Source organism: Methylobacterium cerastii, from assembly GCF_022179125.1.
Lineage (GTDB): Bacteria > Pseudomonadota > Alphaproteobacteria > Rhizobiales > Beijerinckiaceae > Methylobacterium > Methylobacterium cerastii.
In genome coordinates, this window is record NZ_BPQG01000032.1 from 1 (window position 1) to 21425 (window position 21425).

Consider the following 21425-nt stretch of genomic DNA (forward strand, 5'->3'; position numbering starts at 1 on the left):
CGACCAGATGCTGGTCGACCCCGAGAAGACCACCCACCTCGGCAAGCCGGTCGGCAAGGATAGCTCGACCAAGACCTGGGAAGGCGACCAGTGGAAGACCGGCGGCGGCTGCACCTGGGGCTGGTTCTCCTACGACCCCAAGCTCGACCTGATGTACTACGGCTCGGGCAACCCCTCGACCTGGAACCCCAAGCAGCGTCCGGGCGACAACAAGTGGTCGATGACCATCTGGGCGCGTAACCCCGACACGGGCGTGGCCAAGTGGGTCTACCAGATGACCCCGCACGACGAGTGGGACTACGACGGCATCAACGAGATGATCCTCACCGACCAGAAGGTCGGCGGCAAGGACACCCCGCTGCTGACCCACTTCGACCGCAACGGCTTCGGCTACACCCTGAACCGCGCCACCGGCGAACTCCTCGTCGCCGAGAAGTTCGACCCGGTCGTCAACTGGGCCTCCAAGGTCGACATGGACAAGGGGTCGAAGACCTACGGCCGCCCGGTCGTGGCCGAGGCCTACTCGCCCGAGCGGACAGGCGAGGACGAGACGACCGCCGGCATCTGCCCGGGCGCGATCGGAGCGAAGAACCAGCAGCCTGCTGCGTTCTCGCCCGAGACGCGGCTGTTCTACGTGCCGACCAACCACATCTGCATGAGCTACGAGCCGTTCCACGTCACCTACACGACAGGCGTGCCGTTCGTCGGCGCCACCGTCGGGCTGCAGCCGCCGCCGGGCGAGACCCGGACCGGCGCGTTCCTGGCCTGGGACGGCGTCGCGGGCAAGATCAGGTGGTCGAACCCCGAGCCGTTCTCGGTCTGGTCGGGCGCGCTCGCCACCGCCGGCGGCGTGGTCTTCTACGGCACGCTCGAGGGCTACCTGAAGGCGGTCGACGCGGCGACCGGCCGGGAACTCTACCGGTTCAAGACCCCGTCCGGCGTCGTCGGCAACGTGATGACCTACCGCCATCGCGGCCGCCAATACGTGGCGGTGCTCTCGGGCGTCGGCGGCTGGGCCGGCATCGGCCTCGCCGCCGGCCTCACCGACCCGGCGGACGGCGCCGGCGCGGTCGGCGGCTACGCGGCCCTGTCGGACTACACCGCCCTCGGCGGCCAGCTCACCGTCTTCGCCCTGCCGGAACGCTGACGAAACCGTCTTGATGATCCAGCCGCGCGTGCCCCGAGCAAGGTCCGCGCCGACTCTGAAGCGTGGGCCCTCCAGCTCGGCGGGCAGCGTCTCGCATCGCGAATGATATAGGAAATTAAGCTAGATGTTCTCGTTGTGTTCTGGTATCTGATCCTAGTCAAATGCGATTCGGATCGATGCCATGGCGAGACAACCAAGGAGCGGTGACGAGGTCCGGCAACTGAAGGGGCTTCTGGCCGGGCTCTCCCTCGACACGAAGCTGCTTCGCCTGGAATAGGCCCTGCGGCGGAAGGACTGGTCCGACCAGGAGCGCGCGCCGGCCGGGCAACCGAACGGCGGGCAATGGGTCGGCGACGGCAGCGGGGATGGCGGCACCATCGATCCGGGCGTGCTGCGGCTGATCAAGCCGCAATGGGCACAGATGCCCGCGGCCGAGCCCACGCAGACACGCGAAGAGACCCGTCTCGACGACGGAACCCGCGTCCTCTCGATCCGCATCCGCGCGGGCCGGCGCGACTTCGACGAGCAGCATACGGTCACCGCGCCGGACGGCGAGAGCCGGGTCTTCGAGACCCTCGGCGCGACGCAGACGATCCGCGACGGCGTCTCCGGCGAGATCCTGGGCCGCAGCACTTTCACGGCAAACGGTGCCGAGCCGGACGCGACGGTGCAGCCCGCCTTCCTGCCGGCAGTTCCGCTTGCCCTGGCGGCCGTTCGGATCCTGCGGACGCTCGAGCTCGCCGGTACGCTCTTCGCGACGCTTTCGGCGCAGCGGGGTCGCTACGGCACCGTCCTCGGCACCACGGCGCACGAGTTCCGTGGGGCCGAGGATTTCAGGCACATGCCGGCGATCTGGGTCGGCCCGCTCGACCAGGCATCCCTCGACGCCGCTTGCCCGAAGACCGGTGAGATCCAGACCCAGCTCGACGCGGTCGCCGCGGCGGTCCGAGGAAGCGGTGTGTATCGAACGCCGCAAGCCGTCGGCACCGCGATCCACGTGCTGATGGATCGTTGGGCAAAAGCCCAAGACATCGCCAATTTCAAATCGGAGCTATCGATCCTCAAAAATGGAGACGAGGGCACGTATGGTCAATCCGGCACGAGCCGCCTCGACCAATACCATCGTCCGCAGCCGGCCGTCGCCTGCGTCTATGACTATAAGACGGGACTTCGCGGCCTCAGCTGGTCCGAGTGGGTGCGCTACGCCACCAGATCGAAGACGTATTTTCCGGCAACGCAACGGATCATCGTCATACAGATGCGGGAATCGCGATGACGACCAAGAAGCAGTTGGCTCGGCTTTTCCGGGACGTGCTGAAGCACAATCCGGATTTCGTCCAAGTGAACCCGCATGCGATCTGGATCCGCCCGATCCGTCATACCATCGCGCAGGTCTACATCCATCGCAGCAGCTCTGCGGATGTGTTTTGGCCCAGGTACAGTATCACGCCCTTGTATTGGGGTGGCGCGACCTGGGATTGGGTTGTCGGAAGTTTTTCCGAGGGATTTCGACGCGAGCCCCGACCGGCCCCCTTCACGCGGGACTACTTTCTCCAGCCCGATTACCAGCAGAGGCCGGAATTTCCCAAGCTCGCCGCGTGGGCGGCCACGGTCGGGGACTTCGCGTGGGCCGATCCCGAGATCGGCCGCATCTTCACGCGTGCGGTCGAGGAGCAGGTCCTGCCGCTGCTGCGCCCGATGGCCCTCGACCACCATGCCTATCTGGACTTCTACCGCAGCCACATCGTCCCGAGCCTCGGCCTTCACGACGAGCAGCGCATGGCGATCGCCCTCGCGGCGGGCGCGCTGGACGAGGCGCGCGAATACCTCGCCCGGATCTGGCGGTGGTACGAGAGCGACACCTACGGCGATTACGAGCCGCCGGAGATCCTCGACTATCCCAAGCGCGGCGCGCGCACGCGGCGCGCCATCGAGGCCTGGGAGAAGGCCGGCAGCTGCACCGACTACCGGCGCCGCCGCCGCCGCATCCTCGAGATCGTCGAACCGCTGCGCACCGGCGACCGTGCGGCCCTGGCCGTGATCCTACACCGCTGGGAGGCCGAGGCGGCGCGCTTCCACAAGGTCGAGCCATGGTGGGAGCCAACGCCGTTTCCCATCGAGGAGGGGTGACCCGGGCGACCGACGATCCGACGCCGCGGGAGCCCTTCCGCGGCTCTGGATCGATCCATGAGTCGTTCCGGGTCGTCCGGCATCGTCGGGCCCATGCAACGCCGCGCCAAGCGTAAAGACGCTTGAATTCTGCGCGTTCACCCGCTAGATCGTTCGTCATCAGTTCTGGTTGCAGTCGTGAGGCTGCGGTTCGGGAGTGGGCCCCACCGGGTCCGCTCTTTTTTATTGCCGCAAGCCTTGGTCGCCCCCGGCCGGAACGCCGCCCCGTCAGCGAGCCCGACCCTGAGCGCAGTCATGTCCGAGCCGTCCGCCGTCCCCTCGCCCGAGCCGACCGAGAAGCGTCTCGTTCGCGAGACCGGCGTCGCCGCGCGCGTGGCGCAGGTGATCGAGGGTCCGATCGAGGGCCTCGGGTTCCGTCTCGTGCGGGTGAAGGTGTCGAGCGCCAACGGCTGCACCGTGCAGATCATGGCCGAGCGCCCGGACGGCTCGATGTCCATCGACGACTGCGAGACCGTGAGCCGCGCGATCTCGCCGATCCTCGACCTCGATGACCCCGTGGGCATCGCCTACTACCTCGAGATGTCCTCTCCCGGCATCGACCGGCCGCTGGTCCGGGTCTCGGACTTCGCCCGCTGGGCCGGCTACGAGGCCAAGATCGAGCTGTCCGTGCCGCTCGACGGGCGCAAGCGCTTCCGCGGGATCATCGGCGAGCCGGATGCGGCGACCCTCACCGTGCCGGTCGACCTGCCCGACGTGAAGGAAGGCTTTCCGAGCCGGGTCTCGGTGCCTCTGCGCGACCTGTCCGAGGCGCATCTCGTCCTGACCGACGACCTGATCCGGGAATCGCTGCGCCGCGGCGGCGGAACCCCGGAAGATCTCGACGCGGATTTCGACGGCGAGTCCGACGCGGACGACGGGGAGGAGGCGCCCCTGCCGCCTGCCCCGTTCCCGAAGCGGCTGAAGGCCTCCGCCAAGCCGAAGGCCGCCAAGCCGGTCAAGGCGAAGCCCGCCTCGGACGCGCCGAAGAAGCCCGTGACCACCAAGGCGGCCCGCCTCAAGGACCGCGACTCGCTTCACTAGAGCATCGCAGCCCGGCCCGCTCGCAAGGCGGCGCGCCGGAGCGGCACCCCAAGAGAAGGACCGACACAGATGGCCGTCGTCAGCGCCAACCGGCTCGAACTCCTGCAGATCGCCGACGCGGTCGCCCGCGAGAAGGTGATCGATCGCTCCATCGTCATCGACGCGATGGAGGAGGCGATCGCCAAGGCCGCGCGCTCCCGCTACGGCGCCGAGACCGACGTGCACGCCGAGATCGACAACAAGACCGGGGCGCTGCGGCTCTCCCGCCACCTGCTCGTGGTCGATCTCGTCGAGAACGACGCCCGCGAGATCACCCTCGACCAAGCCCGGCGCTACAATCCGGGCGCGCTCGTCGGCGACGTGATCTCCGACACCCTGCCGCCCTTCGACTTCGGGCGCGTCGCCGCGCAGTCGGCCAAGCAGGTCATCGTCCAGAAGGTCCGCGACGCCGAACGCGACCGCCAGTTCGACGAGTACAAGGACCGCATCGGCGAGATCGTGAACGGCCTCGTCAAGCGCGTCGAGTACGGCAACGTGATCGTCGACCTCGGCCGCGGCGAGGGCATCGTCCGGCGCGACGAGATGATCCCGCGCGAGACCTTCCGCCCCGGCGACCGCATCCGCTCCTACCTGTTCGACGTGCGCCGCGAGGTGCGCGGGCCGCAGATCTTCCTCTCGCGCTCGCACCCGCAGTTCATGGCGAAGCTCTTCGGGCAGGAAGTGCCGGAGATCTACGACGGCATCGTCGAGGTGAAGGCGGTCGCCCGCGACCCGGGCTCGCGCGCCAAGATCGCGGTGATCTCGCGCGACGGATCGATCGACCCGGTCGGCGCCTGCGTCGGCATGCGCGGATCGCGCGTCCAGGCGGTGGTCGGTGAACTCCAGGGCGAGAAGATCGACATCATCCCGTGGTCCGAGGACCAGGCGACCTTCATCGTCAACGCGCTGCAGCCGGCGGAAGTCGTCAAGGTGGTGCTCGACGAGGAGGCCGACCGCATCGAGGTGGTGGTGCCCGACGACCAGCTCTCGCTCGCCATCGGCCGCCGCGGCCAGAACGTGCGCCTGGCCTCGCAGCTGACCGGCTGGGACATCGACATCCTCACCGAGGCCGAGGAGAGCGAGCGCCGCCAGAAGGAGTTCGCCGAGCGCACCACCGTGTTCATGGGGGCGCTGGACGTGGACGAGACCGTGGGCCAGCTGCTGGCCGCGGAAGGCTTCCGCAACGTGGAAGAGATCGCCTACGTCGATATCCAGGAGCTGTCCTCGATCCAGGGCCTCGACGAGGAGACCGGCGCCGAAATCCAGGCGCGCGCGCAGGACCACCTCGCCCGCATTGAGCAGGAGCACGACGACCGCCGCATCGAGCTCGGCGTCCAGGACGAGCTGCGCGAGATCGACGGCCTGACCACGCCGATGCTGGTCTCGCTCGGCGAGAACGACGTGAAGACGATCGAGGACTTGGCCGGCTGCGCCACCGACGACCTCGTCGGCTACACCGAAGGCCGCGGCCCGGAGGCCAAGCGCCACGCCGGCTACCTCGACGGCTTCGAGGTCTCCCGCACCGAGGCGGAAGGCATGATTATGGCCGCGCGCCTGCACGCCGGCTGGATCGACGCCCTTCCCGAGCCCGAGACGGCCGAAGGCGAGGCGGAGCCCGCCGAGGCCGAAGCGAACTGAAGGCGCGAGGTCGGGCGACATGATCCAGGCCGCGCAGCCGACGGCTGACGAGGGCGTCGAGGAGATCGCCCTCGACGCCGGGCCGAATCGCGGCCGTCAGGGTACGCTGCGCACCTGCATCGTCACCCGGACCGTGCAGGCGCCGGACGCGATGATCCGGTTCGTCCTCGGGCCGGACGGCGCCGTCGTGCCGGACCTGCGCGCGCGCCTTCCCGGCCGCGGCGCCTGGGTCAGAGCGCGCCGCGAGGACGTCGCGACGGCCGTGAAGAAGCGGGCGTTCAACCGGGCGTTCAAGACGCAAGGCGCGACCGCCGCCGCCGACCTCCCCGACCGGATCGCCGAAGGCCTGCGGGCCGACCTGCGACAAGCGATAGCCCTGGCCAACAAGGCCGGCTGCATCGTCACCGGCTTCACCAAGGTCGAGGCTGCGATCGGCGCGCAGCCGCGGGTCGCGGCCGTGATCCATGCGTCCGACGCCGCCGCCGACGGCCGCCGCAAGATCGCGGCGGCATTGCACAGGCGCCACGGCGATGCCATATCCCGCATACCGATCGTTGACGACTTGTCCGAAGACGAATTGGACATGGCCTTAGGTCGGGATCATGTGATACACGCTGCGCTCGTCGCAGGAGTCGGGGCCGCCGGCTGCCTGGCGCGTTGGCGTCGGCTACGCTCCTTCGAGGGCGTCGCCGCGGCGATCGAGGAGCGCGGATCCGCCGGATACGGCGGGGATGCTCCCCCTCTGCAAGACGATGCCGTGACGGATCAGGCCGGCGCTCCGCGGGTTGCCGGTTCACGCGACGATGGAAACCCTCAGGGTTCAGGCTGAATGAGCGACACGAATAATCCGGGCGACAAGACTCTGAGCAAGACCCCTGCGAAGCCGCTTTCCTTGAAGCGTCCGATCGAACAGGGGACCGTGCGCCAGAGCTTCTCCCATGGCCGCTCGAAGCAGGTCGTGGTCGAGACGGTGAAGCGCCGTGTCATCGGCGCGGCGCCGGCGCCCGTCGCCCCCATCGCGGCCCCGACCCGGGTCGCCCCGCCTCCGCCGCCGGTCGCCCCGCGCCCGGCCCAGCGCTCCGCCTCCGGCGTCGTGCTGCGCACGCTGAGCGAGCAGGAAAGCTCGGCTCGCGCCGCAGCGCTCGCCGACGCGCAGCGCCGCGAGCAGGAAGCACGCCGCCAGGCCGAGGCCGCCGCCGAGGCCGAGCGCGCCCAGGCCGCCGCCGCGGAGCGCGAGCGCGAGGCTGCCGCCGCCGCCAAGCGCGCCGAGGAGGCGCGTCGCCAGGAAGAAGAGAAGCAGCGTGCCGCCGCGGCGGCCGAGGCTGCCGCCGCGGCCCGTGCCGCCGCCGAGGCTGCGCCGGCCCCGGCACCCGAGACCGCCGCCGCACCGGTTCCTGCCGCCAAGGCGACTGAAGACAAGGCTCCCGAGAGCACGCCGACTGCCGCTTCGCCGGCCGCCGCCAAGCCGGCCGCCGCGCCGCGACCGACCGCTGCTGCGCCGGCCGCCCCGCAGGCGGCGCGTCCCGCCGCCGGCGGCGCCGCGCGTCCGGCCCCCGCCGCACGGCCGCCGCTGACGGCGCGCCCGACTCCGGCCGAGCCGCGCAAGACCATCACCGCGGACGTGCGCAAGCCGCAGAACCTGAACTTCATGGCCAAGCCCGCTCCGGCGCCGGAGCCGGAGAAGAGCGCGAGCCCGACTACGGCGGCCCGCCCCGCCGGCTCCGCCGCGCGTCCGGCCGGCCGTCCGGCGGCGAACGAGGACGAGAGCGAGACCAAGCGCGTCATCCGCCGTCCCGGCATGCCACTGAAGATCATCACGCCGCCCAAGACCCCGAAGCAGCCCGGCGGCGACCGCAGCCGCGGCCGTCTCACCATTGCGACCGCGACGTCCGGTGAGGACGAGCGCACCCGTTCGATTGCTTCCTTCCGCCGTCGCCAGCAGCGCATGAGCGGCAGCCGGCACGTCGAGCAGAAGGAGAAGCTGTCGCGTGAGGTGACGATCCCGGAGACGATCACGATCCAGGAGCTCGCCAACCGCATGTCCGAGCGTGCGGTGGACGTGATCCGCCTGCTGATGAAGCAGGGCGAGATCCACAAGATCACCGACGTGATCGATTCGGACGCGGCGCAGCTCATCGCCGAGGAGATGGGCCACACCGTGCGCCGCGTCGCCGAGTCGGACGTGGAAGAGGGCCTGACCTCCGACGAGCCGGATCTCGACGAGGATCTCGATCCCCGTCCCCCGGTCGTCACGATCATGGGTCACGTCGATCACGGCAAGACCTCGCTCCTCGACGCGATCCGCAAGGAGCACGTGGTCGACGGCGAGGCCGGCGGCATCACCCAGCACATCGGCGCCTACCAGGTCGCGTCGCCGTCCGGCGACATGGTCACCTTCATCGACACCCCCGGCCACGCGGCCTTCACCTCGATGCGCGCCCGCGGCGCCAAGGTGACGGACATCGTCGTGCTGGTGGTGGCGGCCGACGACGGCGTGATGCCCCAGACCATCGAGGCGATCCAGCACGCCAAGGCGGCGGGCGTTCCGCTCATCCTGGCGATCAACAAGATCGACAAGCCCGAGGCGAACCCGCAGCGGGTCCGCACCGAGCTGCTGCAGCACGACATCCAGGTCGAGTCGATGGGCGGCGAGACCCTGGAGTTCGAGGTCTCGGCCAAGACCGGCGACGGCCTGCCCGACCTGCTCGAGGGCCTGCAGCTGCAGGCCGAGATCATGAACCTGCGCGCCAACGAGAAGCGCGACGGCGAGGGCACGGTCATCGAGGCCAAGCTCGATCGCGGCCGCGGGCCCGTGGCCACCGTGCTGGTGCAGCGCGGCACCCTGTTCACCGGCGACATCGTCGTCGCCGGCGCCGAGTGGGGCCGCGTTCGCGCCCTCATCGACGACCAGGGCGAGAACATCCAGTATGCCGGGCCGTCGGTCCCGGTGGAGGTCCTCGGCTTCAACGGCACGCCCGATGCCGGCGACCGCGTGATCGTGGTGCCGAGCGAGGCCCGCGCCCGCGAGGTCACCGAGTACCGCGCCCGGACCAAGCGCGAGCGCCAGAACGCCCGCACGGGCGGCGCCAACCGCTCGCTCGTCGACATGATGCGCGACCTGAAGGAAGGCGCCGGCCGCAAGGAGCTGCCGGTCATCATCAAGGGCGACGTGCAGGGCTCGGTCGAGGCGATCTCCGGCGCGCTGGAGAAGCTCGGCAACGACGAGGTCTCGGCGCGCATCCTGCTCGCCGGCGTCGGCGGCATCACCGAGTCGGACGTGACGCTGGCGACCGCCTCCAAGGCGGTCGTGATCGGCTTCAACATCCGCGCCCACAAGGAGGCGCGGGAGCTCGCCGAGCGCAACGACGTCGAGATCCGCTACTACAACATCATCTACGACCTTGTGGACGACATCAAAGCGACCCTGTCGGGCATGCTGCCTCCGACGCTCCGCGAGGAGCGCCTGGGCGAAGCCTTCATCCAGGAGATCTTCGAGGTCTCGAAGGTCGGCAAGGTCGCCGGTTGCCGCGTCTCCGACGGCGTCGTCCAGCGCGGCGCCCATGTCCGCCTGATCCGCGACAGCGTGGTGATTCACGAGGGCAAGCTCTCGACGCTGAAGCGCTTCAAGGACGACGCGAAGGAAGTCACGTCGGGCCAGGATTGCGGCATGGCGTTCGAGAACTTCGAGAACATGCGCGCTGGCGACACCATCGAGTGCTACCGGGTCGAAGAGATCCGCCGCACGCTCTAATCGCGTTCGACAGCGCATCGACACGGCGGCCGCGGCTCCTGCCGCGGCCGTCTTTTTTCGTATTCCCGTCCCGCCCCGTCCGCCCGCCGGACGGCCTTGCGCGAGACCGAAGAGACCATGGCCCAGAAACCCAACCCGACCGGCCCGACCCTGCGGCAGCAGCGCATCGCCGAACTCGTGCGCCACGCGCTCGCCGAAGTGCTCCAGCGCGGCGACATCCAGGATCCGGTGCTCGGCAGCCACGTGGTGACCGTGCCCGAGGTTCGGATGTCGCCCGATCTGAAGCTCGCCACAGCCTACGTCATGCCGCTCGGCGGCATGGACGAGGCGCCGGTGATCGCCGCGCTCGATCGCAACCGCAAGGCGCTCCGCCAGGAGGTCGCCCGGCGGGTGAACCTCAAATTCGCCCCGGAGTTGCGCTTTCAACGCGACGACACGTTCGATGAGGCCGCCCGGATCGACGCGCTGCTGCGCAACGAGCGCGTCCAGCGCGACCTCGACAAGGGTTCGCCGGACGAGGACGACGCGGACGGCGACGACCGACGCACCTGACGCGGCCCCGGAGGTCAGGCGCACCCGCCTGGACCCCGTTTCGCCGACCCACGTAAAAAGCATGACGCCGACCGAGGTTTCCATGAACGACGTCCCGACCTCAGAGCATCCGGCATCGACCCCCGAAATCCCGTCATCGGGCGAGCGCCGCGGTGACGAAGGCCGTCGCCCGCCCCGTGGTGGTCCGCGCTCCGACCGGCCGAAGAAGCGCGACGTGTCGGGCTGGGTCATCCTCGACAAGGGCGTCGGCATGACCTCGACGCACGCGGTCGCAGTGGTGAAGCGCGCCTTCAACGCCAAGAAGGCGGGGCATGCCGGCACCCTCGATCCGCTGGCCTCCGGCATCCTGCCGATCGCGCTGGGCGAGGCCACCAAGACCGTTCCCTTCGTGATGGACGGCCGCAAGGCCTACCGCTTCACCGTGAGTTGGGGCATCGAGACCGACACGGACGACGCCGAGGGGCGCCCGGTGGCGACGAGCGACGACCGCCCGAGCCGCGAGGCGGTCGAGGCCGCGCTGCCGAGCTTCGTCGGCGCGATCGAGCAGGTGCCGCCGCGCTATTCGGCGATCAAGATTCAGGGCGAACGCGCCTACGACCTCGCTCGCGACGGCGAGGTGGTCGAGCTGGTGGCCCGCCCGGTGCAGATCGACCGCCTCGCGGTCGTCGAGCACGATGGCGACCGCACGGTGATCGAGGCTGAATGCGGCAAGGGCACCTATGTGCGGGCGCTGGCGCGCGATCTCGGCCGCATGCTCGGCTGCCGCGGCCACGTCTCGGCCCTGCGCCGAACCCGGGTCGGGCCGTTCACGGAGGCCGATTCCTGCAACGTCGCCGGCCTCGACGCGGCCGGCCCCGAGGGCAGCCTCGCGCACCTGATGCCGGTGGAGACCGCGCTCGATGCGATCACCTCCGTCTCGGTCTCGCGCGACATGGCGATGCGCCTGATGCGCGGCCAGTCGGTGATCCTGCGCGGCCGCGACGCGCCGGTCGAGGGCAAGATCTTCGCGACCTGCGGAGGCATCCTGGTCGCGGTGGGCGACGTCGAGCGCGGCGAGCTCGTGCCCCACCGGGTGTTCCACCTCGGCGGCACCGCGGCGGGTCGGGCCTCCTGACGTAGAAGGGATGATCGCGACGCCCTTCCTACTCCGTAGGGGGGAGCGGAAGAAGCGCGCGCTACTCCTCGCGGTCGGTCCGCGTCGCTTCGGCCGCGCGGTCCCGCCGCATGCCGCGCCGGAGCGACACGAGCTGCCAGATCGCCAGCCCGAGGGCGAAGACGAGCCCGATGTCGAAGACCGCGAAGAGCGGGTCGGTCATGCCGTCTCGCGGCCCGTCCCCTCACGCTCGCGCAGCGCCTCGATCATCTCGAGCACCCGCACCGCCTGGCCCGGGATGTCCCACCAGGGGCGGCCCAGCGGCATGCGCGCCGGCACGGCTTCGATGAGGTAGGCGGTCTCGGGCAGGCTCGGCGCGTCGCGGTCGGCGCCGCCGCCCAGCGGCAGCGCGGCGCGGGTGAGCAGCTTCAGCTTGCGCCCCGCCCCGACGCGGGCGCGGCGGGTGACGCTGTCGAACCCGTTCCGGGTGATCTCCGCGCCGATCTCGGCGTAGATCAGGCGCGCGGCCCGGATCGCCGGGCGGCAGGCGAGCGGCAGGCCGCCGACGCCGGCCTCCGAGCGGGCGTAGAGCACGTCCGCGGCAGCCAGCAACCGGGCGACCACGTCGCGCAGGGCATCCGTCGCCGTCGGCTCGGCCAGGAACGCGTCCGGATCGATGCCGGCCTCTTCGAGCCAGTCGAGGGGCAGGTAGAGGCGGCCCATGCGCGCATCCTCGCCGACGTCGCGGGCGATGTTGGTGAGCTGCATCGCGACGCCGAGGTCGCAGGCCCGCGCCAAAACGTCGGCGTCGCGCACGCCCATGATCAGCGTCATCGTCGCGCCCACAGAAGCCGCGACCCGGGCGGCGTAGGCGCAGAGTTCGCCCAAGGTCGCGTAGCGGCGGCCTTCGCAATCCCAGGCGAACCCTTCGATCAGCGCCGCCGGCAGCGCCTGCGGGATCGCGTGGTCGGCGACGACGTCGGCCAGCGCCCGGTCGGCGGCGTGGTCGGCGGGGTGGCCGGCATGGATGCGCGCGAGCCGCGCGTCGAGGCGGAGCACCGCCCCGGGCGCGGCGCCGGATTCCGCCTCGTCGACGAGGTCGTCCGACATCCGGCAGAAGGCGTAGAGCCCGTAGGCCGCGCGCCGGACGCTCGGCGGCAGCAGATGCGAGGCGGCGTAGAAGCTGCGCGACCCCGTGCGGATCGCGGCGCGGCAGGCGGCGTGGTCGGCCTCCGACGCGTGCGACGAGGCCGGGCGCAGGGCGGCCAGGAACTCGGCCGGAAGCGACTCAGGCGAAGACGCGCGCATCGGGAACCACCGTATCGAGGACGCGGGCCGTGGACAGGACGCCGGGCAGGCCGGCGCCGGGATGGGTGCCCGCGCCGACCAGGAACAGGTTGCGCACGTCTTCCGACGCGTTGTGCGGCCGGAACCATGCCGACTGCGTCAGCACCGGCTCGAGTCCGAAACCGGAGCCGCGGAAGCTGAGGAAGTCGTCGCAGAAATCCTGCGGCGTCGTCACCTTCGAGGTGACGATCTCGGACGACAGGCCCGGCAGCACCGTCGCCTCGAGGGAGGCCTCGATGCGCCGTCGGTAGGGTTCGGCGAGCGCGGCCCAATCCTGGCCGCCGGCGAGGTTCGGCACCGGCGAGAGCACGTAGAACGCGTCGCATCCCGGCGGCGCCAGCATCGGGTCGGTCTCGGTCGGCCTGTGGAGATAGAGCGAGAAGTCGTCGGCGAGGCGCTTCTTGCGGAAGATGTCGTCGATCAACGCGCGGTAGCGCGGCCCCATCAGGATGGTGTGGTGGGCGACGTCCGGGTATTTCCGCTTCGTGCCGAAGTACCAGACGAACAGGCCCATGGAGGAATGGGCGCGCTCGACCTTGCGGTCGGTCCAGCGTCGGCGGGCGGAAGCCGGGAGCAGATTGCGGTAGGTGTGGGCGGAATCGGCGTTGGACACGACGATGTCGGCGGGAATGGTCTCGCCGTCGGCGAGGCGCACGCCGGTCGCGGCGCCGCCGGCGACGGTGATTTCGGCGACCTCCGCGTTGCAGCGGAGCGAACCACCCTGCCCCGCGATCAGGCCGATGAGGCCGTCGACGAGGCGACCGGTGCCGCCCATGGCGAAGTGCACGCCCCAGCGCCGCTCGAGGTGGGCGATCAGGCAGTAGATCGCGCTCGCCCGGAACGGGCTGCCGCCGATCAGTAGCGGGTGGAAGCTGAAGATGGTGCGCAGGCGCTCGTCGCGAATGTACTTGGCCACCACGTCGTAGACGCTTCGGTGGCCACCGAGCCGCACCAGGTCGGGGGCGATCCGCAGCATGTCGCGGATCTTTCCGAAGGGCACGTGGCCGAGTTCCTCGAAGCCGACGCGGAAGATCGCCTCGCTCTGCGTCATGAAGCGCTCGTAGCCGGCGACGTCGGCGGGCGAGAACTTCGCGACCTCCGCCCGCATGGCGGGAAGGTCGCCGGAATAGTCGAATGTGGCGCCGTCGTCGAAGCGGATGCGGTAATAGGGCCGCATCGGTACCAAGGTGACGTCGTCCTCCATGCGCCGCCCGCACAGCGCCCAGAGCTCCTCGAACAGGAACGGCGCGGTGACGATGGTCGGGCCGGCGTCGAAGGTGAAGCCGTCCTGCCGGTGGACCCGCGCCCGCCCGCCCGGCTTGTCGAGGCGTTCGAGCACCGTCACGCGATAACCGCGGGCGCCGAGCCGGATCGCGGCGGCGAGCCCGCCGAAGCCGCTGCCGACGATGACGGCGTGGGGCCGGCGGTCGGTGCGTGTCAACGTGTCTGACGCATCGAGTGTCAACATGATTTGACACTAGGGGCGAAAGCCGGCCTCAGGCAAGAGCCATTCTGAGGGGCGAGACTTCAGTTCGGTCGCGACTCGGCGAGCAGGCCGATTGCCTCGACCTCTGCGACGATCGCCGCGGCGACGTGCTCGGGCGCCTCCTCGTGGGCGAGGTGGCCGAGGCCGCGCATCAGCTCGACGCGGGCGTCGGGCAGGCGGTCGCGGACGGCGAAGGCGGTGTCGGGGGCGATCGCCTTGTCGTCGGAGCCGACGACGAGGAGCGTGCGCACCGCGAGCCGCGGCAGTTCGCGATCGAGGGCGTCGAGGTTCCAGTTTGCCATCATGCCGAGCGCCCCGGCCACGTGGGCGGGCTTCTGGAACAGGCGGCGGTAGAGGTCGAGGCCGGCCGGATCGAGGCGCGAACCGGTGCCCTGGATCAGCCGCTGCACCGCGGCGCGGTCCGCCGTCCAGGCGAAGATCTTGGGCGTCATCCGGTTGAGGAACAACATCCGCGCCATGCTCGGGAACAGGATCGACGCGAGGCCCGGGAACGGCTTGAGGGCGCCGTTCAGCGCCACCAGCAGCCGAGGCGCGAGCCGCCCATCGAGGCACGTCCGCGCCAGGATCGCAGCGCCCGCCGAATGGCCGACCGCCACCGCCGGATGCACGCCGAGCTGCGTCGTGAGGTCGGCGAGCGCCGACGCCATGCCGGGAAGCGACAGGCGGCCGGCGGGCAACGGATCGGTGAAGCCGTGGCCGGGCAGGTCCGGCGCGATCACGCGGAAGCGACCGGCCAGCGCCGGCATCAGCCCGCGCCAGGAATGCGTCGCCGCACCCGTCCCGTGGACGAGGAGCAGCACGGGGGCGTCGGCCGGTCCCATCTCCTGCACGTGCCAGCGCAAACCGCAGGCCTCGACGAAGCGGCTCGCGTCACGATGCGGCCAGTCGCGCCCCTCGCGCTCCCAATCCGGGCGGTCCTCGGACATGTGTGTCATCGTTCCCCGAGCTTGCCGACCCGCGCCGTCACGCCGCCTCGCCCGCGGCACGTACCGCGGCACTGAGCTTGCGGGCGTCGGCCTGCGGCAATGGGAGATAGCGGGCGCCCATCGCCTCGGCCAGCGCGCGTGCCGAATCCTGGGGTCGCGGTGCGGTGTCGATGAGGATCGCAGCGTATCCTGCCGCGCGGAAACGCAGGGCTGCCGCGCGCGCGTCCTCGGAGGCGCGCGGCCGGCCCGGAGTCCCTGTGCGGTCGACGTTGGCGCGCCCATCGGTGAGCAGCACGACGACCGGGGTGCCGCCGCCGCGGCGGACGGCGAGCGCCACGTCGGCCGCCGCGTCGAGCCCTGCAGCCAGCGGCGTGCCTCCGCCGCCGGGCAGCCCGGCGAGCCCGCGCTTGGCCCGCACCAGCGACCGCGTCGGCGGCAGCACGAGCTCCGCCGCGCGCCCGCGGAAGGCGACGAGGGCGACCCGGTCGCGCCGGACGTAGGCCTCGGCCAGCAGCAGTTCCACCGCCCCCTTCGCCTCGGCGAGCCGCTCGAGCGCCGCCGAGCCTGAGGCGTCGACCGCGAAGATCGTGGTGCTCTCGGTCCGCTGGCGGTAGCGCGTGATCCGGATGTCCTCCGGCCGCACGATGATCGCCCTCGCCTCGCCCGCTCCGGTCTCCGACCGCCGGAGGGCCTGCCAGGGGGCGGCGGCCCGCAGGGTCGCCAGCAGGCTGAGGCGCCCGCGACGCGGATCGCCGGCGCGCGCGCCGATCGGCCGGCCCTGCCGCGCAGCCGCGGCGGCGGCTCCCGCCTTTCCCACTTTGCCGCCGCGCGCCGGCGCCTGGCCGGCGGCGAGAGCCGCGAGCAGGCCGGGTGGGATCGCCGCGAGCGCCGCTGCGAGCACGACGTCGTCGAGGCTCGGCGGTTCGGCCTGCTGCCGCTCCGAGGCCGCCTCGTCCGCGGACGCGTCGGGCGGCCGCTCGTCCTCGGGGGATGCCTGTGGTGGCGGTGGCTCGGCGTCGTCGCCGGGCTGCTCGGGAGCGGGCATCCGCGTCGCCCGCGGCCCAAGCACGAAGCGCGCCGCCTCGGCGAGATCGGGTTCCGCCAACATGCTCCGTCCGTCGCAGGCGGCGATCAGCCGGGCGATCCGCACGGCGAGCAACGGCCCGCGTAGCGACGCCACGCCGAGAGCCTCGGCGGCGGCGCAGAGCGTGGCCACGGCTTCGGAGGCGTCGTCCGGTTCCATCGCTCGGTCGGGCGTGCGTCGAGCCGGGTCGGACGCGGTCGCGCCGTCGATGTCCCGCAGCGCGAGGTCCCGGAGATCCACGTCGAAGGCGAGGCGTTCGGTGAGCGCGACGGGCGGTGCCTCGTCGTCGAGTCCCTCGTCGAGCAGCACCAGCCCGAACCGTGCCGCCCGCGTCTCGAAGAACCCGTCGCGGGCGACCGCGACCGTGCCCGTGTCGAGGGCGGCCGCAAGGCGCGCCGCCGTGCCGGGCGACAGCCGTTCGGCCATCGGCACGACGACGAGGCCGCCATCGGCCTCGGCGAGCAGTCCCGCCTGCGCCACCGGCCGCCCGGCCGACAGGGTCGCGGCGAGGTCGAGGCCGCCGAGCAGGCGGTCGTCGCCGATCCCGGGCGGGCAGCGGCGAACGGGAGTGCCGGTTGCAAGCCGGTCGGTCAGGTGCCGGAGCCAGGCGTCGCGCACCGGGCCGGCCCCGGCGCGCAGGCGGATGCCGACGCAGGCCTGCGGGTCGGCGGCGAGCAGCGCCGCGACCCGGATCGCGTCGGCCCAGCGCCCCGCGCCGGGCTCAGGGGTCACGCCAGGACCTCGGCGACGGCACGCGCCACGCGGGCGGTGGAGCCGGCCTCGTCGAGCGGGTTGCGGCGCAGGCGATGGCGGAGCGCCGCCGGCGCGATCCGGCGGACGTGATCGATGGTCACGTCGTGCGTGCCGTCGAGCGCGGCGAGCGCGCGGGCGGTGCGCATCAGAGTCAGCTCGCCGCGCAACCCGTCGGTGCCGAGCGCGAGGCAGAGTCGCGCGCAGGCCTCCAGCACCGCGTCGGGGATCGTCACGGCCGGAAGCCGCTCGCGCGCGAGGGTGATCTGCTTGGCCTGCGCCCGCTCCGCCTTGCTGTACGTGGCGCAGAACGCGGCCGGGTCGCGCTCGTAGGCGTCGCGGCGGCGGACCACGTCGATGCGGGTCGCGATGTCCGTCGGCGTCGCCACCTCGACGGCGAGGCCGAACCGGTCGAGGAGTTGGGGCCGCAGCTCCCCCTCCTCAGGGTTGCCGGAGCCGACGAGCACGAAGCGCGCCGGGTGGCGGATCGACAGGCCCTCGCGTTCGACGGTGTTGACCCCGCTCGCGGCCACGTCGAGCAGCAGGTCGACGAGGTGGTCCTCCAGCAGGTTGACCTCGTCGATGTAGAGGAAGCCGCGGTTGGCCCGCGCCAGCAACCCTGGCTCGAACGCCTTCTCGCCGAGCGCCAGCGCACGCTGCAGGTCGAGCGCGCCGACGACGCGGTCCTCCGTCGCCCCGAGCGGCAAATCGACCACCGGCACCGGCACGAGGGCGCTCTTCCGCTCAAGCTTTCCCGCGCAATGCGGGCACGCCTCGGCGGGCGCTGCCGGGTCGCAGGCATAGGGACAGCCGACGACGGCCCGCATCCGCGGCAGCAGCCCGGCCAGCGCCCGGATCGCGGTGGACTTTCCGGTCCCGCGGTCGCCGAACACCAGCACGCCCCCCACCGACGGGTCGACGGCCGCGATCAGCAGCGCCTGACGCATCTCGTCCTGGGCGACGATCGCGGTGAAGGGGAAGGTGGTCACGCGTTCGGGACTCGACGATTCGAGGGTGTGGTCACGCCGATTCATCACCCGGGAGGGCGGAGGCCGGCGGTGCGATCGAGAATGGCACCCAAGCCTTCGAAACGCACGGGGCGTTCCCATTTGACGCTGCGGGCCGCCGCATCCCCACACCGCTTAAGTCAGTCGCGGGTCCCCTCCCCATGGGAGAGGGGCCGCCCGGAGCTTTCAACGCGCCATCCGGTGCCCGAGCGCGTCCCCTACTCCGCCGCCACCCGCTCCAGCCCGATCCGGCCCCAGATCACGGCCAGCGCTTCGACCAAGTGGTCGATGTCGGCGTCCGTGTGCAGCGGAGACGGGGTGATGCGCAGGCGCTCGGTGCCGCGGGCGACGGTCGGGTAGTTGATCGGCTGCACGTAGATTCCGAACTCGTCCAGCAGGGTGTCGGAGATCGCCTTGCACAGCACCGGGTCGCAGACCATCACCGGGACGATGTGGCTGTCGTTCGGCAGGTAGGGGATGCCGGCCGCGTCCAGGCGCTCGCGCACCCGCTGCACCCGCTCCTGGTGGCGGGCGCGCTCGACGCCGCTCTGCTTGAGGTGGCGGATGCTGGCGGCCGCGCCCGCCGCCACCGCCGGCGGCAGCGAAGTGGTGAAGATGAAGCCCGAGGCGAAGCTGCGGACGAAGTCGCACAGCTTCTCGCTCGCGGTGATGTAGCCGCCATGGACCGCAAAGGCCTTGCCCAGCGTCCCCTCGATTACGTCGAGGCGGTGGGCCAGCCCCATGCGCTCCGACATGCCGCCGCCGCGCGCGCCGTAGAGGCCGACGGCGTGGACCTCGTCGAGGTAGGTGAGCGCACCGTGCGCCTCGGCCACGTCGCAGATCTCGTCGATCGGGGCGATGTCGCCGTCCATCGAGTAGACCGATTCGAAGGCCACGAGCTTGGGCTTGCCCGGCTCGATCATCCGCAGCTTGCGGTCGAGGTCCTCCGGGTCGTTGTGGCGGAAGATCTGGCGCTCGGCGCGGCTCGCGCGGATGCCCTCGATCATCGAGGCGTGGTTCTCGGAATCGGAAAGGATCACGCAACCGGGCAGCTTCGCACCGAGCGTGCCAAGCGCCGCCCAGTTCGAGACGTAGCCGGAGGTGAACAGCAGGGCCGCCTCCTTGCCGTGGAGGTCGGCGAGCTCGCGCTCCAGCAGCACGTGGTAATGGTTGGTACCGGAGATGTTACGGGTGCCTCCGGCGCCCGCGCCGCAGCGGTCGAGCGCTTCGTGCATGGCCGCGAGCACGTCCGGGTGCTGGCCCATGCCGAGGTAGTCGTTCGAGCACCAGACCGTGACGGGCTTCTCGCCCTCCGGGCTGTGGTGGGTCGCGTGCGGGAAGCGCCCGTTCTGACGTTCGAGATCGGTGAAGACGCGGTAGCGGCCTTCCCGGTGCAGGTTCTGAAGCTCGGCGCCGAAGAACGCTTCATAATCCATCGCTCGTCTCCCCGTCCTCGTTACGATCGCGCGGGTTCTCCCGCGTCAGGCCGCGTCACGCCGGCCCGGCTCGGCCGGCACCGGTGTCGTCACGGTCGCGGCGGAGGCCGCGACCTTCGGCGGTAGGCTCCAGTTCCACAGGGCGGCCGCGGGCAGCGGCAGCATCAGGAACCAGTGCTCGAGGGTCGCCAGACCCATCAGCGTGGTGAGGATGGTGAAGCCGACCATCGCGTGCGGCGTGGTCGGCTCGGCGAGCGCCACCTGCCCGAGGAGCACGACGACCACGGTGGCGACGCTGACCGACACCGGGAACAGCAGGTTCATCGGCCGCTTCGTCAGGTAGCAGCCAAGATAGGACAGGTGATCGGGCAGGAACTCGGTGTTGAGGTTGCGCACCCCGAGGAACAGGTTCAGCCGGGCGCTGAGGTTCATTCCCCACAGGACGCAGTAGGTCCACAGGGCGAATTTCTGCGGCGCGTTCCAGGTGAGCGCGAGGATCGCCAGCGCGCCGAGCACGATGGCGAGCTCGTGCCACAGGCTCGTGGCCAACGCCGCCCGGAACTTCTCGAATCCGCGGGCGCCCGGCCGGCACGCCTCGGGGCGCGGGCCGGTGACGAAGCCCATGTAGTAGCTCATCTCCTGCCAGCCCCAGACCAGCAGCGCGCCGGTGAAGGCGGTGTAGGCCCCCCGCTCCGTCGCGTCGCCGGCGCTCGCGCCGATCGCGTAGAGCGCCGCCAGCAGCACCGCGGTGCCGCCGGCCATGCTCCACGGAAAGGTGCGGCGCGGCAGGTGGTCGAGCAGGATGATCACCCCGGTGGAGAACCACCAGATCGCCACCGCATAGAGGGCCGGAACCGCGTAGGGCGACATCGCCGACCCGCTACCACACCGGCTCGAGGCGGATGTCGGCGGGCATCGCGTTGTCCAGCGTCGGCAGCAGGTAGAGCCGCCCGAAGGTGACCGCCGCCCGCGCGACCTGAACGCCGCGCTTGAGCGTGCCGGCGACGCCGCCCTGCGCCCGCGCCTCGGCGATCTTCACCGAGCAGTCGAGCAGAGTGTCGAGCCGCTGCTTGAACTTGGGGTTGTCGAGGTCGAGCGTCAGCGGGAAGGTCTGCTTCGAGATTTCCGAGGTGATGCGGAAGACGGTGAAGTCGTAATCCGACGGGTCGACCCCGAGCGCGGCGTGGAAGGCGGGGCGGCAATGGTCGCGGACGTACATCGTCGCGAACACGGCCAGCAGGAAGAACTTGATCCAGTAGCGGTTCAGCCCCTGCGTCAGCTTCGGGTTGGCGCGCATCAGGAGCGCGAAGGCCTCGCCGTGGCGGAACTCGTCGTTGCACCACTTCTCGAACCACTTGAAGATCGGGTGGATGCGCCGCTCGGGATGCTTCTCCAGCTCCCGGAAGATGGTGATGTAGCGCGCGTAGCCGATCTTCTCCGACAGGTAGGTCGCATAGAAGATGAACTTCGGGCGGAAGAACGTGTACTTCTTCGACTTCGTCAGGAAGCCGAGGTCGACGCCGATGCCGAAGTCCTTCAGCGTGTCGTTGATGAAGCCGGCGTGGCGCGCCTCGTCGCGGCTCATGAAGCCGAACAGCTCCTTGATGTCCTTGTTCTTGGCGCGCTTGCGCATCTCGGCGTAGAGCACGCAGCCCGAGAACTCGGCCGTGATCGAGGAGACCAGGAAGTCGAGAAACTCCTTCCGGAGCTCGGGCTCCATCTGCGACAGGTCGCAGTCGAAGTCGGCGTTGCGGGTGAAGTGCCGCTTGTTCGGGTCGGAGCGCAGCTCCTCGATCAGCTCGTCCCACTCGGCCCGGACCGGCTCGACGTTCGTGCGGTCGAGTTCCGCGAAGTCGGTGGTGTAGAAGCGCGGGCTGAGGAAGGTCGTCTCCTGCGCGGACTTGGTCGATTCGTTGACCGGACGGTTGGGCAGCGGAT

The 21425-nt window shown here is 70.9% G+C and carries 18 protein-coding genes; 9 read left to right on the top strand and 9 right to left on the bottom strand.

Going from position 1 to position 21425, the window contains the following annotated elements; translation table 11 throughout:
- The 9 genes from MFF13_RS10965 to truB all read left to right on the top strand — a co-directional run.
- Positions 1-1147: outer membrane protein assembly factor BamB family protein (locus tag MFF13_RS10965; protein WP_238272180.1), on the top strand; the 1147-nt coding region annotated here is incomplete at its 5' end.
- A 388-nt stretch (positions 1148-1535) separates the two neighbouring features.
- Positions 1536-2423: a hypothetical protein gene (locus tag MFF13_RS10970; protein ID WP_147832279.1), complete on the top strand. Its 888-nt coding sequence runs from the start codon at positions 1536-1538 to the stop codon at positions 2421-2423.
- Complete coding sequence (locus tag MFF13_RS10975; RefSeq protein ID WP_147814882.1) at positions 2420-3277, top strand: hypothetical protein; 858 nt, start codon at positions 2420-2422, stop codon at positions 3275-3277. The genes MFF13_RS10970 and MFF13_RS10975 overlap by 4 nt, the downstream gene beginning before the upstream one ends.
- Positions 3278-3571: 294 nt before the next feature.
- Complete coding sequence (rimP, locus tag MFF13_RS10980; protein ID WP_147754268.1) at positions 3572-4357, top strand: ribosome maturation factor RimP; 786 nt, start codon at positions 3572-3574, stop codon at positions 4355-4357.
- A gap of 69 nt (positions 4358-4426) precedes the next feature.
- Complete coding sequence (gene nusA, locus MFF13_RS10985; RefSeq protein ID WP_147754269.1) at positions 4427-6034, top strand: transcription termination factor NusA; 1608 nt, start codon at positions 4427-4429, stop codon at positions 6032-6034.
- Positions 6035-6053: 19 nt separating this feature from the next.
- Complete coding sequence (locus MFF13_RS10990) at positions 6054-6863, top strand: RNA-binding protein (protein ID WP_238272181.1); 810 nt, start codon at positions 6054-6056, stop codon at positions 6861-6863.
- A complete protein-coding gene (gene infB, locus MFF13_RS10995) occupies positions 6864-9785 on the top strand; it encodes a translation initiation factor IF-2 (protein ID WP_238272182.1) in 2922 nt (973 codons plus the stop codon).
- 117 nt (positions 9786-9902) lie between these two features.
- Positions 9903-10337 carry a 30S ribosome-binding factor RbfA gene (gene rbfA / locus MFF13_RS11000; RefSeq protein ID WP_147828043.1) on the top strand — a complete coding sequence of 145 codons (435 nt, stop codon included), beginning with the start codon at positions 9903-9905 and terminating at the stop codon, positions 10335-10337.
- Between the two features lie 82 nt (positions 10338-10419).
- Entirely contained in the window at positions 10420-11451 is a 1032-nt protein-coding gene (gene truB, locus MFF13_RS11005) for a tRNA pseudouridine(55) synthase TruB (protein WP_147828044.1), read from the top strand.
- A 61-nt stretch (positions 11452-11512) separates the two neighbouring features.
- Here truB and MFF13_RS11010 read toward each other — a convergent pair whose 3' ends face one another.
- The 9 genes from MFF13_RS11010 to acsF form a co-directional block, all read right to left on the bottom strand.
- On the bottom strand, positions 11513-11653 hold the full coding sequence (locus MFF13_RS11010) for a hypothetical protein (protein WP_238272183.1): 141 nt from the start codon (positions 11651-11653) through the stop codon (positions 11513-11515).
- Entirely contained in the window at positions 11650-12738 is a 1089-nt protein-coding gene (locus MFF13_RS11015; RefSeq protein WP_238272184.1) for a phytoene/squalene synthase family protein, read from the bottom strand. The genes MFF13_RS11010 and MFF13_RS11015 overlap by 4 nt, the downstream gene beginning before the upstream one ends.
- Positions 12719-14245 carry a phytoene desaturase gene (locus MFF13_RS11020; RefSeq protein ID WP_147828046.1) on the bottom strand — a complete coding sequence of 509 codons (1527 nt, stop codon included), beginning with the start codon at positions 14243-14245 and terminating at the stop codon, positions 12719-12721. Before MFF13_RS11020 ends, MFF13_RS11015 begins: the two co-directional genes overlap by 20 nt.
- A gap of 59 nt (positions 14246-14304) precedes the next feature.
- Positions 14305-15210 carry an alpha/beta fold hydrolase BchO gene (gene bchO, locus MFF13_RS11025; RefSeq protein ID WP_238272186.1) on the bottom strand — a complete coding sequence of 302 codons (906 nt, stop codon included), beginning with the start codon at positions 15208-15210 and terminating at the stop codon, positions 14305-14307.
- A 37-nt stretch (positions 15211-15247) separates the two neighbouring features.
- Positions 15248-17026 (bottom strand): magnesium chelatase subunit D, encoded by a 1779-nt coding sequence (locus MFF13_RS11030; protein ID WP_147828048.1) that lies wholly within the window; start codon positions 17024-17026, stop codon positions 15248-15250.
- Entirely contained in the window at positions 17023-18033 is a 1011-nt protein-coding gene (bchI, locus tag MFF13_RS11035) for a magnesium chelatase ATPase subunit I (RefSeq protein WP_147752950.1), read from the bottom strand. The genes MFF13_RS11030 and bchI overlap by 4 nt, the downstream gene beginning before the upstream one ends.
- A gap of 236 nt (positions 18034-18269) precedes the next feature.
- The gene (gene hemA / locus MFF13_RS11040; protein ID WP_147828049.1) at positions 18270-19487 is read right to left on the bottom strand and encodes a 5-aminolevulinate synthase; all 1218 of its coding nucleotides are present in this window, start codon (positions 19485-19487) and stop codon (positions 18270-18272) included.
- 45 nt (positions 19488-19532) lie between these two features.
- Complete coding sequence (gene puhE, locus MFF13_RS11045) at positions 19533-20357, bottom strand: putative photosynthetic complex assembly protein PuhE (protein ID WP_147828050.1); 825 nt, start codon at positions 20355-20357, stop codon at positions 19533-19535.
- Between the two features lie 10 nt (positions 20358-20367).
- Positions 20368-21420, bottom strand: coding sequence for a magnesium-protoporphyrin IX monomethyl ester (oxidative) cyclase (acsF, locus tag MFF13_RS11050; RefSeq protein ID WP_238272220.1), 1053 nt, complete (start codon positions 21418-21420; stop codon positions 20368-20370).
- Positions 21421-21425: the final 5 nt, after the last annotated feature.

Bases quoted from the DNA above. Each gene is read 5' to 3' on its own strand.
- MFF13_RS10975 (WP_147814882.1), top strand. From the start codon at position 2,420: ATGACGACCAAGAAGCAGTTGGCTCGGCTTTTCCGGGACGTGCTGAAG.
- rimP (WP_147754268.1), top strand. From the start codon at position 3,572: ATGTCCGAGCCGTCCGCCGTCCCCTCGCCCGAGCCGACCGAGAAGCGT.
- nusA (WP_147754269.1), top strand. From the start codon at position 4,427: ATGGCCGTCGTCAGCGCCAACCGGCTCGAACTCCTGCAGATCGCCGAC.
- MFF13_RS10990 (WP_238272181.1), top strand. From the start codon at position 6,054: ATGATCCAGGCCGCGCAGCCGACGGCTGACGAGGGCGTCGAGGAGATC.
- infB (WP_238272182.1), top strand. From the start codon at position 6,864: ATGAGCGACACGAATAATCCGGGCGACAAGACTCTGAGCAAGACCCCT.
- rbfA (WP_147828043.1), top strand. From the start codon at position 9,903: ATGGCCCAGAAACCCAACCCGACCGGCCCGACCCTGCGGCAGCAGCGC.
- truB (WP_147828044.1), top strand. From the start codon at position 10,420: ATGAACGACGTCCCGACCTCAGAGCATCCGGCATCGACCCCCGAAATC.
- MFF13_RS11010 (WP_238272183.1), bottom strand. From the start codon at position 11,653: ATGACCGACCCGCTCTTCGCGGTCTTCGACATCGGGCTCGTCTTCGCC.
- MFF13_RS11015 (WP_238272184.1), bottom strand. From the start codon at position 12,738: ATGCGCGCGTCTTCGCCTGAGTCGCTTCCGGCCGAGTTCCTGGCCGCC.
- MFF13_RS11020 (WP_147828046.1), bottom strand. From the start codon at position 14,245: ATGTTGACACTCGATGCGTCAGACACGTTGACACGCACCGACCGCCGG.
- bchO (WP_238272186.1), bottom strand. From the start codon at position 15,210: ATGTCCGAGGACCGCCCGGATTGGGAGCGCGAGGGGCGCGACTGGCCG.
- hemA (WP_147828049.1), bottom strand. From the start codon at position 19,487: ATGGATTATGAAGCGTTCTTCGGCGCCGAGCTTCAGAACCTGCACCGG.
- puhE (WP_147828050.1), bottom strand. From the start codon at position 20,357: ATGTCGCCCTACGCGGTTCCGGCCCTCTATGCGGTGGCGATCTGGTGG.